Annotated in this window: 13 protein-coding genes and 1 tRNA gene; 5 read left to right on the forward strand and 9 right to left on the reverse strand. The window is 64.8% G+C overall.

All coding sequences use genetic code 11. The features are described 5' to 3' along the window. Positions 1–82: 82 nt before the first annotated feature. Positions 83–1,450: a putative glycoside hydrolase gene (locus tag H0B43_RS07990; protein WP_312033875.1), complete on the forward strand. Its 1,368-nt coding sequence runs from the start codon at positions 83–85 to the stop codon at positions 1,448–1,450. 14 nt (positions 1,451–1,464) lie between these two features. On the opposite strand, the gene H0B43_RS07995 is transcribed toward H0B43_RS07990, so the two are convergent. From H0B43_RS07995 to H0B43_RS08015, 5 genes are all read right to left on the reverse strand, one after another. Next, positions 1,465–2,670: a glycosyltransferase family 4 protein gene (locus H0B43_RS07995; protein ID WP_185728408.1), complete on the reverse strand. Its 1,206-nt coding sequence runs from the start codon at positions 2,668–2,670 to the stop codon at positions 1,465–1,467. After that, complete coding sequence (locus H0B43_RS08000; protein WP_185728407.1) at positions 2,670–4,949, reverse strand: glycosyltransferase; 2,280 nt, start codon at positions 4,947–4,949, stop codon at positions 2,670–2,672. Before H0B43_RS08000 ends, H0B43_RS07995 begins: the two co-directional genes overlap by 1 nt. Next, complete coding sequence (locus H0B43_RS08005) at positions 4,946–5,935, reverse strand: glycosyltransferase family 4 protein (protein WP_252189846.1); 990 nt, start codon at positions 5,933–5,935, stop codon at positions 4,946–4,948. Before H0B43_RS08005 ends, H0B43_RS08000 begins: the two co-directional genes overlap by 4 nt. A 71-nt stretch (positions 5,936–6,006) precedes the next feature. Beyond that, positions 6,007–7,530 carry an O-antigen ligase gene (locus H0B43_RS08010; RefSeq protein WP_185728405.1) on the reverse strand — a complete coding sequence of 508 codons (1,524 nt, stop codon included), beginning with the start codon at positions 7,528–7,530 and terminating at the stop codon, positions 6,007–6,009. A gap of 10 nt (positions 7,531–7,540) precedes the next feature. Continuing rightward, entirely contained in the window at positions 7,541–9,001 is a 1,461-nt protein-coding gene (locus H0B43_RS08015; RefSeq protein WP_185728404.1) for a hypothetical protein, read from the reverse strand. A 368-nt stretch (positions 9,002–9,369) separates the two neighbouring features. On the opposite strand from H0B43_RS08015, the gene H0B43_RS08020 reads away from it, so the two are divergent. Further along, a complete protein-coding gene (locus H0B43_RS08020; protein ID WP_312033874.1) occupies positions 9,370–9,936 on the forward strand; it encodes a GNAT family protein in 567 nt (188 codons plus the stop codon). A 57-nt stretch (positions 9,937–9,993) separates the two neighbouring features. Here the strand turns inward: H0B43_RS08020 and H0B43_RS08025 are convergent, their stop codons facing one another. Further along, positions 9,994–11,337: a polysaccharide pyruvyl transferase family protein gene (locus tag H0B43_RS08025; RefSeq protein ID WP_185728402.1), complete on the reverse strand. Its 1,344-nt coding sequence runs from the start codon at positions 11,335–11,337 to the stop codon at positions 9,994–9,996. Positions 11,338–11,540: 203 nt separating this feature from the next. Here H0B43_RS08025 and H0B43_RS08030 point away from each other — a divergent pair, with 203 nt between their 5' ends. Together H0B43_RS08030 and H0B43_RS08035 are read left to right on the forward strand one after the other, a co-directional pair. Further along, positions 11,541–12,911 carry a glutamate-1-semialdehyde 2,1-aminomutase gene (locus H0B43_RS08030; protein ID WP_185728401.1) on the forward strand — a complete coding sequence of 457 codons (1,371 nt, stop codon included), beginning with the start codon at positions 11,541–11,543 and terminating at the stop codon, positions 12,909–12,911. A gap of 452 nt (positions 12,912–13,363) precedes the next feature. Continuing rightward, positions 13,364–14,239 (forward strand): class I SAM-dependent methyltransferase, encoded by an 876-nt coding sequence (locus H0B43_RS08035; protein WP_185728400.1) that lies wholly within the window; start codon positions 13,364–13,366, stop codon positions 14,237–14,239. Positions 14,240–14,343: 104 nt separating this feature from the next. Here H0B43_RS08035 and H0B43_RS08040 read toward each other — a convergent pair whose 3' ends face one another. The 3 genes from H0B43_RS08040 to H0B43_RS08050 form a co-directional block, all read right to left on the reverse strand. After that, a complete protein-coding gene (locus H0B43_RS08040) occupies positions 14,344–15,189 on the reverse strand; it encodes a polysaccharide lyase (RefSeq protein ID WP_185728399.1) in 846 nt (281 codons plus the stop codon). A 182-nt stretch (positions 15,190–15,371) separates the two neighbouring features. Continuing rightward, on the reverse strand, positions 15,372–16,013 hold the full coding sequence (locus tag H0B43_RS08045; protein WP_185728398.1) for a ScbR family autoregulator-binding transcription factor: 642 nt from the start codon (positions 16,011–16,013) through the stop codon (positions 15,372–15,374). A gap of 112 nt (positions 16,014–16,125) precedes the next feature. Beyond that, a complete protein-coding gene (locus H0B43_RS08050; RefSeq protein ID WP_213015630.1) occupies positions 16,126–16,740 on the reverse strand; it encodes a TetR/AcrR family transcriptional regulator in 615 nt (204 codons plus the stop codon). A gap of 238 nt (positions 16,741–16,978) precedes the next feature. Here H0B43_RS08050 and H0B43_RS08055 point away from each other — a divergent pair. Beyond that, positions 16,979–17,049: transfer RNA gene (locus tag H0B43_RS08055), tRNA-Gln, on the forward strand. Positions 17,050–17,112 lie beyond the last annotated feature (63 nt).

Consider the following 17,112-nt stretch of genomic DNA (forward strand, 5'->3'; position numbering starts at 1 on the left):
TCCATGCGGGTATGAGAGCGTCGTGCGGCAGGTGACCGTGCGGTAGGTGACAAGGTGCCGTCGGGCGTGTCAAGCTGACTCGGTGTCCGGCACTCTCGCCTCGCGGCGTTTCGGCCGCCTCCGGTTCGCCCTGACGACGGTCGTTACGGCCGTTGGACTGATCGCCGCGTGCGCTGCGCCCGTGGAAGAGCGTCCCGCGACCGCCACCGCCGATCCGAACTCCCTGACCTTCCCGAGGACTGCAACCTATTTCCTGAATCAGCAGGATCTTCCGCCCGTCGAGGAGCTTGCTCGATATGACGTGGTGGTGATCGACAACGAATGGGCGAATCGAAAGCCGCGCGCATACTTCGACGAGCTCCGTCGCGCCAATCCTCGCCTCCGGTTGCTCGCCTACGTGAACGTGGTCGACCATCCTGATCAACTCGGGACGGCGGCGTACTGGGCCAACCGATACGCGCTGTGGCAGTTCGGCCGGAACGGCGACAGTGCGTTCCCGGAACCATGGCTGGCGCACACAAAGGATGGCGCGCCGGTCAGCGAGTGGCCGGAGTCGACCATGACCAACCTCACGGATGAGGCGCCACAGGTCGACGGCCAGATCTTTGCGGAGTACGCCGCGAACTGGGTGGTGGACGACGTCTGGTCTTCGGGTGTGTGGGACGGCATCTTCCTCGATGTCTGGGGCGACCGGATCTACAGCGCGGACCGCGATCACTGGGACATCGATTCCGATGGAACCGACGAACCGGATGATTCGATCTACGGGCTCGGCAACCCCTGGGAGCGCGGCGTGAATCGGGCAGAAGAGATCATCCGGCAACGAATTCCGGATGCCATCCTGGTCGCGAACGGGGACCGGACACTGCTGAAGCAACAATTGGACGGCCGGGCGTGGGAGAAATTCGCCGACCCCACCGCCGACCGGAATCCCATGTTCGACATCGAGCAGTACGTCAGCCTGACCGCCGAAGGGGACCACCGTCGACCCGGCCTCGCGATGACGATCGACAAGCTGGGTGCCGCACCGCATTCGGCACAGGATTTCCAACGCGCCCGGTACTTTCTGGCGGCGACGTTGCTCCAGGACGGATTCTGGGCCCCGATGGGTGCCGACTACGATGAGATGGCCTACTTCGACGAGATGGACGGTGGCGGACTCGGCCCGGGTTACCTCGGGCATCCGCTGATGGCCGACCCGTCGCCAGCTGCCCTCAACGATCCGTACGCGGACGGGGTCGGGTCGCTGGGTCACGGCCTCTTCCGTCGCGACTTCGAGCACGGAATCGCCCTGCTGAATACCGATGACAAACCGCGAGAAGTGCACCTCGAGAAGACCTTTCGCCGAATTCAGGGCGTCCAGGATCCGAGCACCGACAACGGGGCCACCGTCACGTCGGTGATCCTTCAACCGAACGACGGTCTCGTGCTCTCGAACGAGAACCCCTGACCGCATTCGGTCCCTCATCGCATCACGCGCTCGGCCGCGAACAGCCGCGCGTAGAAGTCCGCGAGTGCCCGGCGCGACGTGTCCCACGACAACTGCTGCTCCACCCGCGCCCTGCCCAGTTCGCCCATCCTGCGACGTTTCTGCGGGTCCCGTAACAGCTCGTCGATCCCTGCTGCGAAAACCGCCTCGTCGTTGGCCGGGGCGTAGACAGCGGACTCCCCCGCCGACACTCTCGATTCGACGAGGTCGAACGAAACGAGTGGCCGACCCATCGCCATGTATTCGACAACCTTGTTCATCGTCGATACATCGTTCAACGGATTGCGTGGATCCGGTGCGAGACAGACATCTGCAGTCGACAGACACCGCTGCACGAACTCGTCGGGGACCCGGCCGGTGAATTCGACCATGTCCGTGAGTCCCAGCTTCTCGCTGAGGGCCACCATGTCGTCGAAGGAATCTCCCGCTCCCATGAATATGCAGTGGAGATCGTCCCGCCCGAGGCGGTCCCGCAGGTGCGCGAGGGCGCGCAACGCATAGTCGACGCCGTCCTGCGGACCCATCACACCCAGATATGCCGCGAGATATCGCTTGCCGCGCTTCAGATTCGGATCGGGGTCCCGGCGGACGAACCGACTCAGATCGGGCGCACTCCGGACGACGGTAACCCGCTCCGGTGCCAGACGACCGCGCTCGAGTGCGACCCGCCGGTAGCTGTCGTTCGTCGAGATGACTGCGTCGGCGGTGGCGAATGTGAGCCGCTCCAGGAACCTCGTCGCCCAATAGAGGATCGGGCCGCCACCGGGGAACCGGGACAGAAAGAGTTCGGGCACCAGATCGTGGTGGTCGAACACAAACCGGGTACCGGCCGGGCGGAGCAGCGCGGCGACGAGGAACAGCAGATCGGGCGGATTGCAGGCGTGGACGGCGTCGACCGGATCGTCACGCCGCACCCGAAGGGCGAGCCGGGTGGTGTGCCACAACGCCAGCCCATACTCCCGCAGATAACCCAGCGGGCCACCTTCCGCAGCGCGGAGCGGATAGCGGAGAATGCGGACCCCATCGATCGTGACGTCCGGCTCGATGTCCTGGGTCGTCCCCATCGGGCAGATCACCGTGACGCAGTAGCCGGCCTCCACCAATGCGCTGCTCTCCTGCCACACCCGACGGTCGAACGGTACCGAAAGGTTTTCCACCAGAATCAGAATGTGCCGACTCATCACACCTCCACAACTTCGGTGAGCAGGCGCTCGAAACCGCGCGCCGTGTCTTCTATCCGGTACCGCTGTTCCACCCGTGCACGCCCGGATCGCCCCTGCCGTGCGCGTAGTCCCGGGTCCGCCGCCAAAGAGAGGAGCCGCTGCGCCATCGCACGTGCATCTCCGACCGGCACCACATATCCCTGTTCACCATCGGTGACCATGTCTCGCAGGCAACCGCAATCGGTGACCACGAGCGGCACACCCGCGGCCATGGACTCGATCGCTATGATCGGCACTCCCTCGTGCACCGACGACAGGCAGGACACGTCGAGCCCCGGCAGGAGTTGTCGCACATCGCGCCGCACCCCCATGAATCGCGTGCGGTCGGAGATTCCGAGTTCGTCGGCAAGAGTGTGTAGCTCATCCTCGCGTTCGCCACCCCCGATCACAACCAATCGCACCCGGACATCGGATTCCGCCACAGCGGAAATCGCTTCGAAGAGCACCTGGTGCGCCTTCTGAGCGCTGAGCCGGCCGACGATTCCGACGATGAAGTCCCGGTGGTCGAGACCGAGCGCGGCCCTCGCACGCTCACGGTCCGTGTTGCTCGGCAAGGGTGGCAGCACGATCCCGTTCGGGATCACCACCTCGCGCGTGCGGCGCCAGGCGAAGCGTCCTACCCCTTCTTCCCGGCGCAGGTACTCACCCTGTCGCGGGGCCAGTAGGACGAGCGCGGTCGACAGCCACAGCGTCTCCACGGTGGACCGCGGCAGGCAGCGCTTGCCGACGGAGGTCAGGTCCATGTCGTGGGCCGCCACGATATTGGCACGCACTCCGGCGAGTCGTGCCGCGATTCGCCCCAGCGCCAGCGCCGCCCGATGGTGATGAGTAACGAGCACCGCGTCCGTGTGATCGCGTCGCAGGCTTCGGATCAATCGTGACAGGGTTCGAACGTCGTAGCGCCCCGTGCGTTCGAGGACTTCGACATCGAATCCCGCCCTCCGGAACTCCTCGCCGAGCGGCCCCGCCTCGCGCAGGCAGATCAGGCGCGGTCGTACCACCCGCGGATCGAGATTCCGGAACAGTTCCAGCATCAGGAGCTCGACGCCCCCGACGAACGTCAGATCCAACACCAGACTGAGCCGGATCGGCCTCGTCGAACGACGTGAGCGTCGCCCCGCCACCTCCTCGAGCGCGCGTTCGCTCTCGGCTACGCTGGCGCGCAGACTGAACTCGGACTCGACTCGGGTTCGCGCTGCCAGGCCCATGTCCGTGGACTTCTCGGTGTCCGTCAACACTCGCAACAGTTTCTCGGCCAGCGCCGTCGGCGCACGTGGGGGCACGAGGAATCCGGTCACACCCTCCGAAATCATTTCTGGAACGCCGCCGACCGCGGTACACACCGCCGGTCGACCGGTGGCCATTGCCTCGAGCAACGCCATCGGAAAGCATTCCACGCTGTACGAGCTCAGGACGAAGACGTCCATCACTCCGAGCAGCTCCCTCACATCCTGCCGGGAGCCGGTGAACACGACGCGGTCGGCGATGCCCAGCTCACCGGTCAGCCGTTCCAGATCGCCTCGCATCGGCCCGTCGCCGACTACCAGGAATTTCGCGGCGGGCAGCTTGTCGATGACCAGCCGCGCCGCGCACAACAACGTGGCATGGTCCTTCTCGGGACGCAGCGCGGCCAGAATTCCCACCACCCGGTCGCGCCGGCCGATCCCGAGCTCGGCGGCCGCTGCCCGGTCTCCGTTCGGATCGAACGCTGCGGGATCCACCCCGTTGTGGACTATCCGGATCTTGCCCGGCGGGATGTGCAGATCGTCTACCAGATACGGAACCTGCAATTTCGCCACGCCGAAATAGGCACTCGTCACCGGGCCGAGCGCGCGGTCGACGATCCGCCGAAGGACGCTCCTCGTGGTGGTCTCACCACAGTTGTGAACCCAGACGACCGTCCGGGGAACTCGCGCCAGAACAGCTGCGACACGGCCGAGGGTCTCGGCGTTGAAGCCGCGCACGATCATGATGTCCGGGGCGATCCTGCGCGTCTCCCGCACGAGGTCGCGAAGCGCACCGACCACCTGCAACTTCGTTCGTCGCAACGCCACGGCGGGAACTTCACCGGCCGCCAGGGCCGGAAAAAGCTCCCCTTCACTCCCGATGCAGATGACGCTGGGCTCGAACCTCTTTCGATCCAGCCGGGGGAACAACGTCGCGACATGACGCTCGGCTCCACCGACGCGGAGGTCGGGCACCACATACAACACGCGCAGTGGGCGATCGGGGGTCATCGCAGCACCTCGCGGTAGAGGGCATCGAACCGGCGCCAGACGACGTCGACGTCGAACTCGGATCGGATGCGCTGCAACGCCTGGGATCCGAGCCTGGTGCGGGCATCGTCGTCGTAGACGACATGACGCAACGCTTGGGCCAGTGCTTCGACATCGTCAACCGGAACCAGCAACCCACAACGGTGGTCGATCAGCTCGGGAATGCCCCCCACGGCGCTGGCGACGACACACACGCCGTGGGCCATCGCCTCGAGTATCGCCATCGGCTGGCCCTCATTGCGCGATGGCAGGGCCAGGACCTGGGCGCTTGCCAACAATTCGGGCACCCGATCCGGAGCGAGCCATCCGAGCACCGTGACTGTGCTACCCACCGACAGCTCTTCGACCCGCTCCCGCGCGCGCTGTACTTCACCGTCTCCGGCGATCGTCAGTCGCGCGCGGCCCTTTCCGTCGCCGATCATCTTCGCCCACGCTTCGAGCAGGGTGAAGGTCCCCTTGCGATCGCCGACGCAACCGAGGAACAGAACGTGCACCGGTTCTCCTCCGGACGGCTGCCGTACCGGACGGCAAGGCCGCACCGCATTGGGAACGGAGACGACCTTCGCCTGCGGCGCGATCCGTCCGAGTCGCTCCACCCACCGGTCGCCGAGTGCCACTACCACGTCTGCGCTGGTGAGGGTCGCGCGGATGATCGCCTTCAGTGGGCGCGGCGATCGGCCGTAGAACAGATGGAAATCGGAACCGTGTACGTGCATCACAACCGGCACCCGGAAGATTCGACAAATCCAGGTGAGGATGGCCTTTCGGATGAAGCTTCCGGCGACGGAGGTATGCAGGTGAACCACATCCGGCCGGTCGAAGACCAGAGCGGTCACGAACGAGCCCAGCCCCGTCACGAACACCCCGATCCTCGTGACGACCGACCCGTTCCGGTGGGTACTGACATGGCGAATGTTCCACAGCTCCCACAGCGGGGTGGCTTGCATCGTTCGGACGAAGCTCGCTACTCCGCCCCGGGTAGATGTGCTCGTCGATGCCCACAAGGCCCGCTGCCGGTTCACGTGCGCTCCCGTGTCGGTATCGCTACAGACCTGCATCCTTGCGCATCGGATGTCACATGGCCCTCAGTGGATCGATCGGCCCATCCGATCGTGATTCCGACGAGCAGCATCACGACCGCGTTAGGAAAGTCGAAGAACCGCAGGTCCACCGTGAGACCGGAGATTACGAGCACGATGAAGGCCATGATCGCCACAAGCGCGAGACGCCTTCCGCACAGGCCGTCGGCCGGCAGCACCCGGTATGAGTGGAAGAGACCGCGGGCCAAGAGAAAAAGCACGGCGAGCCACAACGTCAACCCGATCAGTCCCAGCTCCGCCGCGATGCCGAGCTCGTTGAAGTGGGACGCGATTCCGAAGCCGCGAATCCACGGAACATCGGGTGCCCACCGCTGGTGATGGTACGTGTTCATCGCGGTGAAGCGCCCGATCCCCCATCCTGCCAACGGTTTCTCCTGGATCGCCCAGATCGCCGTCTTCGCAGTATTGAGCCGATCCTGCAATTCGTCGGGTGAGCCGACGCCGCCCGCGGAACGATCGCTGCTGGTGAAGGCCGACCATTTGACGGTCACGGCGGCCGCGGCGACCGCACCTGTCGTGACAAATCCCGTTCGAAATCCCCTGGCAGACACCGCTCCTATCAACACGACGACAGCGAATGCCAGCCAGACGACTCGCGTGTGGGTCAGATAGACGCCGTAAGCGGACGCTACCGCGATAGCGGTGGCCAGTATCCTGCTCCACCGGGGTTCGCTCCGTGTTGCGGCCAGGAGGAGTGCCACGATGAAAGCGAGGATCAACACCACGCCGTTGACCACAGGCTGGTCGAAGATGCCGACGGCCCGCCCCTCCCAGCTCGGGGACTCGACTATGTAGCGGGGCCACACGAGCGCAGTCGGACCATGAAATTGCAGGATGCTCACCGCCGCCGAGTAGGCCCCCAGCGTCAGAATCGTCCACAGAAGTAGCCGGACTGCGGACACCCGGTCGAACGTGGCCCGCCCCACGACGAATACCGTGAACGGAATGATGGCGCCGGTCAGCACGAATCGCGGCACGGAGAGTTCTGCGCCGGAGAGTGGGATCACTGAGCCGTAGGGGTGCGAAGAGAACATCGAGATCATGTTCCATGTGACGTAGAGAACCATTGCACACTCGATTGCGCCCAGACGCGGCGCGCGGTCGGCCCCCCGGGCGATCCAGATCGCCCAGGCGCCCACCACCCCGAGATACGCCAGGACGAAGGGATCCACCGGCAGGATGCTGGGTGTAGCCACCCGGAGAAACGTGGTGACCAGCAGCAGAAGCACAGCGACCACCGGATCGCGCAGCCCGGCGAAGACGAGAGCGCTGCCCACGGCGCCGAGCAGGAGAAGCACACCGAAGTGAGTCGGTACCTTCACCGCAGCCGCGAACACAACGAGCACGGCCACGGGAAACGCGACGCCCGGCATCCATCGGGAGACCGATCCACCCGTGGACGAAACGTTGGTGGGGTCGGCGAGGTGCGGAGTACTGCTCATCGTCGTCAGGTCACGAATGCGCGGTCTGATCCGAAGCGGACTCGCGGACCTTGACCAGGTCGACCGTGTCCAAGTCGTCCGAGTAGGCTGACTCGTCCGGTGAAGGGGTCGGCACACTGCGTGGCGTGCATCGAGGATCGATGATCACGGCGCCGAGCAACCTCGATCCCACCTGTCCGAGCAGCCGGCACGCCTCCACCGTTTCGGGGACGCGCGTGGTGCCCCGCTCGACGACGAGCACGACCGCATCTGCTGCCGCGCACATCACTTGCGCCTCAGCAGCTTCCGTGATCGGCGGAGCCTCGACGACAACCACGTCTGCGACATTGTGCGCGTGGTGGAGAAGGTCACCGAACCGCTCACGAGTGAACAGTGCGTAGGGATCACCGTGCTCAGTCCCGGGCGGCATTTCCGGCACAGCGCCTGGTGCCGACTCCTGGATGAACCCAGCGATCCCGGGTCGCCTGACGGCGGCGAGAAAATCGGCGACGCCCGGAGCTCCGTCGACGTTCGTTGTGTGCTCGGAGCTGCGCAGATCCGCCCACAAGATCAGGGAGCGTTCACCCTGAATCGCCCTGTGCTCAGCGATTGCCCGCACCACCTGTGCAACCCCCTCCGTACGTCGCGGCGCGGTCACCACAAGCGTTGCCGGTCGGGGAAGATCGGCCAAACCTACAATGTTTGCCAACCGTCGGAATTGCTCCTCGCGACGCTGCTCCGCGCGTGGTTTCCCGCCGCGTGGCACCTCGACCAAGGTCTCCACACCGATCTTCCCACGCACGTCGGCGGCGGTCGTGAGGCGCTTCGACACCGCATCCAGCGCAAGAGCTGCAACGCACCCGAGGATCAGGCCACCGAACAGCCCGAGCACTGCGTTCCGTATCAGAGATGGGCTCTGCTCGGCGACGCCTGCGGCGAGCTGCTGGTCTTGCAGCTCGTTTGTCGTGTCCAGTTCGATAGCAGTGATCCGGTCCTGCAGTTGTGCCATTGCGACGGGGTCTGCTTGGGGGGACGAACGCTGCTGGTCCAGCTGTTGCCTGAGCTCGTCGAGGGTGTCTGCCCTGCCGGCAAACCGGACGGCGTTGACGTCGTCGCGGAAAGCCCCGGCCATCGCGGTTGCCGCGGTTGCTGCGGTCTCCGGGTCGTTCGCCGTGGCGTCGATGTACATGATCGGACTCGCGGCGGCCGTGCTGGCCGCGAAGGCTACGTCGTCGGGAACACCTGCTTGCGCCCGGATACGCTCCTGGTAGGGCCCGTTGTTGAAATAGTCGACGTACCCCACCACGAGAATTGCGTCCTGCTCGGGAGCCCGGCCCGGTGAGGAGACGATCAGCGCCGCCCTGCCCGTATAGCTGGCCCCGGCCTCCTTCACCGCTGCGACTGCTCCGAGGACCGCCAGCGCCGTGATGACGAGGACCAACACACGACGGCGCCAAATACGCTCGATCTGAACGTTCAATGTGCTGGTCACGTGTCCCTCCCACCAACCGGTTGCGGAGAATCGCGCATCCCCGCTGTGATGTCGGCCGACTCGGCACACAAACGTCCAACCCACGGTGCCGACCCGAAGTGTCGACTTAACGATTCCCGACCTGGGGATTAATTTACAACATCAATGAGGACTTGCGGTATGGTTTTGGCGGACTTTCCATATTTGGTGTTTGGAAGCCTGGAGCCGAGTAACATCGACGGCCAGAGGTGAGGTCGTTGGATCTTCCGAGAACAAGAGTTGCAGTCGTCGCGGCCGTCAGGTTCCACCTCCGGCCGCTTCGCCGGATTCATGTTCCACGCCGGGCCCCGGCCTTACGCCTCGGCCCGACAGTCGTCGCCGGGCACGAGGTGGCGCTCCGGTCCCCGCGGCTTTCCGACGCAACCGCCTGGCGGGAAATTCGGCTGCGGGATCAGCATCTGATCGAGCCGTACTGGGTCAGTTCTGCACTGAGTTGGCCTGAGCGCCACACCGAGACGATATGGGTGGACGAGTGCCTGCAGTCACGAAAAGCCGCCCGCGCCGGACTCTCGCTGCCATTGGTAGTCGAGGTCGACGGGCGATTCGCGGGGCAATGCAATCTCGAGCGCATCGACATGCGCACCAAGACCGCGGAGTTAGGGATCTGGCTCGACGCACAGGTGACCGGCAGAGGCGTTTGCGCAGTCGTGGGCGCGCTACTCGCGGACTACGCGATCGACACATTGGGTCTACGCCGAGTCACCGCGCCCATCTGTGTGGACAACGCTCCGGCCGCGAAGCGGGCTCAGCGCATGGGCATGAGACGTGAGGGCACAATTGCCAGCTTCCTCGACGTCGGCGGTCACCGTAGAGATCACGACATGTGGGCAATCACGTCGGATATGTGGGCGCTCACTACGACCATGAAGGAACCACATCACGACATCCAACATTGACGCACCCTGTCCACCGCATTCGGTAGCGCGTGATTCGACCGGAACACGAACGGCGCGTTATTGTTCCGTTGTCCGGTGCGGTTGTTCCGACTCCAGGAGGGTGAACACGCGCTCGAACGCCCCCCTACTCGCGCACACCTGCGCGCGTGCCGCCGCACGCAGCTCGGGACGCATATCCGGAGCCGCCCGCCACAGACGGTGAATCGCACGCGTGAGTCGTTCGTCGAGCCCGTCCTCGGCGAGCTGTACCAACTCGACGCCGCCTGGGAACATCCCGCTCAGACCACCGAGTTTGTCGTCGTAATAGCGTGACGTAGACAATCCCACAACCGGAATTCCTTGGGCGAGAGCGAAAACGGCAACGTGGTATGCACCGGTGACGAGCACACGACACCGGGCCACTTCGGACACCAGATCTCGGGCAGTGGCGAAGCGTCCCAACGTGGGTCTCACGACCGGGAACCCGTCCACCAGCGGCATCGTCGAACGACGATCCTCGGCCTCGTATTCCGAGACGATCAGCGGGACGAGACCAGCGTCGACCGTACCGGCGAACCCCCTGACCACGCGGCCGACGACATCTTGAGCCCTTGCCGTGACCGGGGAATATCCGGCAACCCGAAGGCATACCCCGATGTCCGTCCCGATCGAATCGGATTGCATGTCGTAGGCCAGCTCCACCGCGTCGTCGCCGGTGACCACGATCCTCTCGGAAGATACGCCGAGCGACCGCAGGAGCGCGGGGCCGCGCACTGCCTCTCGGACCGCGATGAGGTCGACCTTCGGCAAGACCCGCGCGGCATGCGCGAGTAGGTGGTCACCCGTGATCGGTCCGATGCCCTGACCACACATCGCAGTCGGTATTTGCAGGTCAGCCGCGCGCTCGAGCAGATCGAGGGTCCGGTGGGCTTGGTAGGGATCCACGTCGGTCATGTAGCCACCGCCCATGGCGAGCACGAGTGAGGCATCGCGGACGGCCATCGGAATGCGCGGAATGCGCCCGGTTTCGTCCGGCTCCGGGACCGATTTACGAAAGGAGTCACGAACCCTGCGCGCGTAGCGGCGTGGACGATCGGAGGCAGCCCACCAGCCCCCCGACACCGGGCCGACCAGCTGGGGCCCCGCATACGCAGGTACCTGCCACCACGGTCCGGATCGCGACCATCTGCTCCCACGGCGATAGGTGACCGGCTCTGCAGCGGGAGCGAACGCACGCAACAGGGACGGTGCGTAGGTCAGGACGCCGAGCCGGGCGCCAGGCCATCGTTCGCTCAGTCTCCTGACGGTGACGTCGAGGATGGCGAGATCGCCTCTATTGGTGAGCCAGTACTCCCCGTTCTCGATCAGTACACGCACAGTCGAACTGTCGATGCCCGTCGTATCGGCCTCATAGTTCGCCATGGCTGTCCTCGAGAGTCCGGAGAGATCGTGTACGGCTACAGTCTCGCGCGAGAACGCGGGGCCGACAACAGTCGCGTCAGCTGCAGCCGGGGAATGGATTCCGATCGACGCCGCTTGCGAGCACACCCCGACGGGGAGAGACTCGTGTCGACAGTACCGCAGACTTGAAGGCGCTGCACACCTCTACACCCCGGAGTTCGGCTATGTCGAATGCACCCGATGACGGCTCGGCGCGCCGATCGTTCACGCGCTCCAACGAGCTGCAATCCCGGCTGAACAGATTGGTCCCGGGCGGCGCGCACACGTACGCGCGCGGTCCCGACCAGTATCCGGACTTCATGGCACCCGTCCTCGTCCGCGGATCAGGCGCACATGTATGGGACGCGGACGGAAACAGGTTCATCGAGTACGGCATGGGTCTGCGATCGGTGACGTTGGGGCACGGCTACCGTCCCGTCACGGAAGCTGTATCCGCAGCGATCGCCGACGGGACCAACTTCAGCAGACCGACGCAACTCGAACTGCACGCCGCGGAAGACTTCCTCGAACTGGTTCCCGCCGCAGACATGGTGAAGTTCGCCAAGAACGGGTCGGACGTCACCACCGCCGCCGTCCGCCTCGCACGGGCGGTGACGGGTCGAGAGATGGTGGCCATCTGCAATCAACCCTTCTTCTCGATCGACGACTGGTTCATCGGTACCACAGCGATGAACAACGGTGTCCCCACCGACATCGCCGCCAAGTCCGTCGGCTTCGCGTTCAACGATCTCGCTTCGCTCGCCGCACTCTTCGACGGGAACGACGGTCAGATCGCTTGTGTCATCCTCGAAGCCGCCACTGCAACGGCGGAGCCGGAACCAGGCTTCCTCCAGGGTGTCCGCGCCCTCTGTGACCGGCACGGCGCACTGTTGATCTTCGACGAGATGATCACCGGATTCCGATGGGCGGCCGGCGGCGCACAGGCGCTCTACGCGGTCGAACCCGATCTGTCGTGTTGGGGAAAGGCCATGGGCAACGGCTTTCCGATATCAGCCCTCGCGGGCAAACGTGAGTTCATGGACTTGGGGGGCCTGAATACGGACAGGGAGCGGGTATTCCTCCTGTCGACCACGCACGGCCCGGAGCGCGGTGGACTGGCAGCTTTCCGAGCGGTCGTTCGCGCCTACGCCGCCGAGGACCCCATCTCGCACATGATGCAGTCGGGACAGCGTTTGGCCGACGGTGTCAACACGGCAGCGGCAGAGCTGGGCATCGCAGACTACGTCCAAGTGATCGGCCGACCGTCCTGCCTCGTCTTCGTCACCCGAGACTCCGAACGTCAACCATCGCAGGAGTTCCGCACGCTCTTCCTCCAGGAACTGCTGTCGGGCGGAGTGCTCGGCCAATCGTTCGTCATATCCGCAGCACACACCGAGGCGGACATCACCCACACCCTGGACGCAACACGAGACGCCCTGCAGATCTACAGCAGGGCGATCGAATCCGGGAGTGTGGCGGGATTCCTCCGCGGCCGGCCGGTCGCCCCTGCCCTCCGCCGGTACGCCGCGCCCCGCAGGATCGGCATATCCAACTAATTCCTCAGCAGCAGAATCGCTTTCGTCGACGGACGAGTCAGATAGCAACCACAAAATTCATCCAAGTGTCCGGTGATACCGGAGTGACTGAGCCGTATTGGCGCCTCCCACCAAAGGAGCGACAAGCCGAAACCCTGAAACGCGCTCTGTGAACACCGAATTGCGAGGCTTCGCCTCGTTCCACCGGCTCCACTCGAACGCTCGCCGGAAGCCCGGCACTCCGCTTCGCCGACGCGGACCCGGAGGAGTACAGGCGACGCAACGGGAAGTGCCGGAACGATCCGGAAGGGACGGCCCAGGTGTTGTCGGTGAGTCGACCGTTCACCTCAGCGCGGGCCGCGCGGATGTCTACACTGAAGATCGTGGGCCGATCTCCGTCCTCGAGCGATTCATCCTGGTCAGAGGCCTCGGCCGGAAACCCTCACGTCAGTTTGCAGGAGGTCTCGATAGACATGTCTCAACCACCGGGCGAGTCCTCGAAGCACTGGCCACCGCCGGAAGACCGAGCCAGAGTTCACTGGAACATCGAGCGGGAACTGCGCGAGGAGCTGTTGGCCAGCACCCCCGACACTCGCGAGGCCGTCACTCGCGATGTGTACAACCGCCTGTTCGAAGAGGTTCCATGGCATCGAGCGCACGTCACGGACGCCGCTTCCGAAGAAGCGTTCGAAGAAGGATGGTTCCAGCAGTACGGGGCACTGACCAGGCCGACTGACACGCTGGTCGACGTCGGCTGCGGACGAGGGGGGCTGATTCGGCGATTCGCGCCGGCCGTGTGCGAATGCATCGGCATCGACGCCTCGGACGCGATGGTGCAACTTGCGAACCGAGAGCGCCCGGCCAACGCACGGTTCATGGTCGGTAGCGTACTGAGCCCTCCGCTGCCGCCGTCCTCTGCCGATTTCGTGGTAAGCCGTCAGGTCATGGAGCATCTGCACCCTGACGACGTCCCCGGGCACCTGGCCGCGGTCCGGAAGATTCTGCGGCCGGGAGGGCGCTTTCTCATCGAGACACCCAGCCGGCTGACCGGTCCCTGGGACATTTCGCGCGGCTTCACTCCTGTGGCCACGGGGTTCCACCTGCGGGAGTACACCAACGGGGAGATGGGTGCCATGCTTCGTGATGCCGGCTTTCGACGCGTGCGCAGCCGTGCCGTGCCGAGTCGGATATTGATACACCTAGGCAGGGCAAAGCGTCATGCTTACGTGCCGGTCGCGGTCAAGGCAGCCATCGAGCGTCTGCTGAAGGCAGCGCCGATGTCCATTCGTACGAAGTTCGCCGGCCCGCTGTCGGTGCGTGAAGTCATCCTGATTGCCGAGCGTACGTAACTGGCGCCTGTCCGGCCTGGACACCTGGACTATTTCGGCTTCACGGCCACATCAGACATGCGTCACGGGATCACAGGCGCGGCCTGCCATTCATCGGGCACTTCCTACAGTGCCGCCTCGTCGGTGGCGCACCGGAATCCGGTGTGGAACACGACACCAGTGGGTTGCATAGCTTGCCGGTAGTAGCCCTCTTTGTAATAGACGGTGCTCGTGCCGGGAATCAGCGTGCGGACGAAGTAGGTGTCGGCGCCGTTGGTGAACGTCTGCGGTACGCCGTTGAGCCACAGCTTGATCCAGCCTGTGGTGTCCGACGCCGACCAGTTGATCTGCATCGTCACGTCATGCCACCGCCCCACGTCCAGGGGCGTCTCGAAGAGGGTGAGTGTTTCCAGATAGGCGCCGGGCACGGACTGCTTCTGGACGACCAGCGACCAGTATCCGTCCCGCTGGCCCACCGACCACGCGACCGGAGGACTTCCGACGCCGACGTCCTGATGCCACTGGTTCGTCAGCCCCCAACCCAGGGTGGCGTGGTTCTGAGGAAATGCCGGGTCGAATTTGGTGGAAAATCGGTACCAGCGTGTCTGGCCTTCGAGGCCGCCGGTCTCGTTCCCGGCCGCCACTTCGGAACGCTCACCGCCCTCGAACGAGGGGACGTCACCACTGCGAACCTCGAAACGGGCCGCCCTGCCGTAGGTCGCGTCCGGGACGATACTCGCCGAATAATCGGGGACGTAACCCGTTCCGGGGCCGTTGTAGTCCTTGGTCTGCACCGACGGCCATTGGGAGAAGTCCCCGCTGCTGTAGTCGCCTGTGAAGAGCCGCGCCGCCGAGGTGATGGTCGGCGCCGCGCCTGCCTCTGGTGTCACCGCGAGCGGTGTGACCGTGGCGGAGATGACAACAGCCGCAGCGGCCGCAAGTGAACGAAGCGCGGGTTGCAAGTGGAACATGGTGGCTCCATCGATATGGGTGAGCGCTGCCTCCACAGCCTTCTCTTGGCCCCCGACACAGACAAGAGAGCAATGTCACTTCGATCGAGACTACCCAGCCTGACCGGCAGAAGCTAGAGGCTCGAGAGCCAGTTCCAGCACCGGTTAGACATGCGGCGGAGGCACGACGGCCGGAAACACACTCAGCGCAGCAGGCGCCGCGACGCGAACTGCCGGAAGTAGACCAGCTTCGACGGCTCGACCAGTCCGGGAAGGATGAAGTACCAGACCCGTTCCATACGACGCGGAAGGTCGTCGAAGGCACCCGTCGCGGTCGCGACGACATGTGCCCCCAGCAACGAACCGAGCAAGAAGGCGGACAGCGTTTCGGTGGAGACATCCTCCTCCGCGAGAACGTCGCCCTCTTCGACGGCTCTCGCCACCAGGCGCTCGAAACCCCGCTGCCACGAGGACACCACGTTGCCGTGCGTTCCCTGGTAGTCACCGATCTCGTGCTGTAGCCGCAACATCGCAGCGACGATCGGATCGGAGCTCGCCGCCTCGATCGCGACGTACGACAGTGCGACGAGCGCCTCCAGGGCCGGCGTCGGCCCGTCGCTGACGGACGTCATTCCGGCGGTGAGCCGGATCTGTCCCTCGTCGATCACACCGCGAGCCAGGTCTTCCTTGGAACTGAAATGGAAGTACAACGCGCCTTTGGTCACGCCGGACTGCTCGATGATCTCGTTGAGACCCGCGTTCGCATAGCCAAGGCGTAAGAACACGTCGGCCGCCGCCATCAGGACCGAAGCCCGAGTTACCTCTGCTCGAACCTGTCTCGCCATCGACTGCCTCCCGAACAACCCCCCCGACGGGGCGCAAACTCCAGCGAACCCTAGCACTTGACAGGGTCCGCCCTCCGGATGTTGAACCGCGAGTCGAAGTACGAGAACATGTTCACCGCGGGGCGGTATGCGACCGATCGGTACCCAGCTGCGGATCCGCCTCGAGATTGGTCAACCCGTTCCAGCACAGGTTGACGAGATGCGCGGCGACGACCTCCTTCGGCGGCGTCCGCTCGTCCAGCCACCACGTCGCGGTGGTGGACACCATCCCGACGAGTGCCTGCGCGTAGAGCAATGCCAGATCCGGATTGAACCCGCGCCGGGAGAAGTCGCCGGCGAGGATGTGCCCCACCTGGCCGATGGCCTCGTTGAGCAGGCTCGAATACGTGCCGTCCGGCGCCGCCACCGGAGAGTCACGAACGAGGATGCGGAATCCGTCGGTGTGCTCCTCGACGTACGTCAGCAACGCCAGCGCCACCCGCTCGACCCGGATCCGTGACCGGTTCTGCTTCAGCGAGGACGTCACCATCTCCAGCAGCCGCGACATCTCCCGATCCACGACCACGGCATACAGGCCTTCCTTGCCGCCGAAGTGCTCGTAGACGACGGGCTTGGACACGTGCGCCCGCTGGGCGATCTCCTCGATCGACGTCGCCTCGTAGCCCCGCTCGGCGAACAGGGCTCGACCGATCTCGATCAACTGCTCCCGGCGCTGGGTGCCGGTCATCCGGGTGCGCACGACCCTCTCGGGGGTCGCGTCCACGTCCGTGGGTCGGGGCACCGGGGCACCATCCTTTCCTGACACGCGCAACGACGGAGCGCCGCGGGCAGCGCAGAAACACTGCAGGTAGCACCCACTCTATCGGGGCGGCCGACACGAATTTCGGAAGCGGTTCGACGGGCGGCGGGTCGGCATGCGAGGATTCTCTCGCGCAAACGGGCGTGACACCCCGTGTGTGTGGCAATCCGCCGTAGTGTAATGGCAGCACCTCTGATTTTGGTTCAGATAGTTCAGGTTCGAGTCCTGGCGGCGGAGCGAAGCCTGCAGAGCGAATTCCTGCAGGTGGAGCTGTCGAGAACAGCAACAGCAGAATGACCC

Origin of the sequence: Rhodococcus sp. 4CII, assembly GCF_014256275.1 — a bacterium.
Lineage (GTDB): Bacteria > Actinomycetota > Actinomycetes > Mycobacteriales > Mycobacteriaceae > Rhodococcus_F > Rhodococcus_F wratislaviensis_A.

Excerpts from the sequence above, each read along its gene's own strand:
- H0B43_RS08050 (WP_213015630.1), bottom strand. The coding sequence starts at position 16,740 with ATGACCGGCACCCAGCGCCGGGAGCAGTTGATCGAGATCGGTCGAGCC.
- H0B43_RS08045 (WP_185728398.1), bottom strand. The coding sequence starts at position 16,013 with ATGGCGAGACAGGTTCGAGCAGAGGTAACTCGGGCTTCGGTCCTGATG.
- H0B43_RS08010 (WP_185728405.1), bottom strand. The coding sequence starts at position 7,530 with ATGAGCAGTACTCCGCACCTCGCCGACCCCACCAACGTTTCGTCCACG.
- H0B43_RS08035 (WP_185728400.1), top strand. The coding sequence starts at position 13,364 with ATGTCTCAACCACCGGGCGAGTCCTCGAAGCACTGGCCACCGCCGGAA.
- H0B43_RS08000 (WP_185728407.1), bottom strand. The coding sequence starts at position 4,949 with ATGACCCCCGATCGCCCACTGCGCGTGTTGTATGTGGTGCCCGACCTC.
- H0B43_RS08030 (WP_185728401.1), top strand. The coding sequence starts at position 11,541 with ATGTCGAATGCACCCGATGACGGCTCGGCGCGCCGATCGTTCACGCGC.
- H0B43_RS08005 (WP_252189846.1), bottom strand. The coding sequence starts at position 5,935 with ATGCAAGCCACCCCGCTGTGGGAGCTGTGGAACATTCGCCATGTCAGT.
- H0B43_RS08025 (WP_185728402.1), bottom strand. The coding sequence starts at position 11,337 with ATGGCGAACTATGAGGCCGATACGACGGGCATCGACAGTTCGACTGTG.
- H0B43_RS08040 (WP_185728399.1), bottom strand. The coding sequence starts at position 15,189 with ATGTTCCACTTGCAACCCGCGCTTCGTTCACTTGCGGCCGCTGCGGCT.
- H0B43_RS07995 (WP_185728408.1), bottom strand. The coding sequence starts at position 2,670 with ATGAGTCGGCACATTCTGATTCTGGTGGAAAACCTTTCGGTACCGTTC.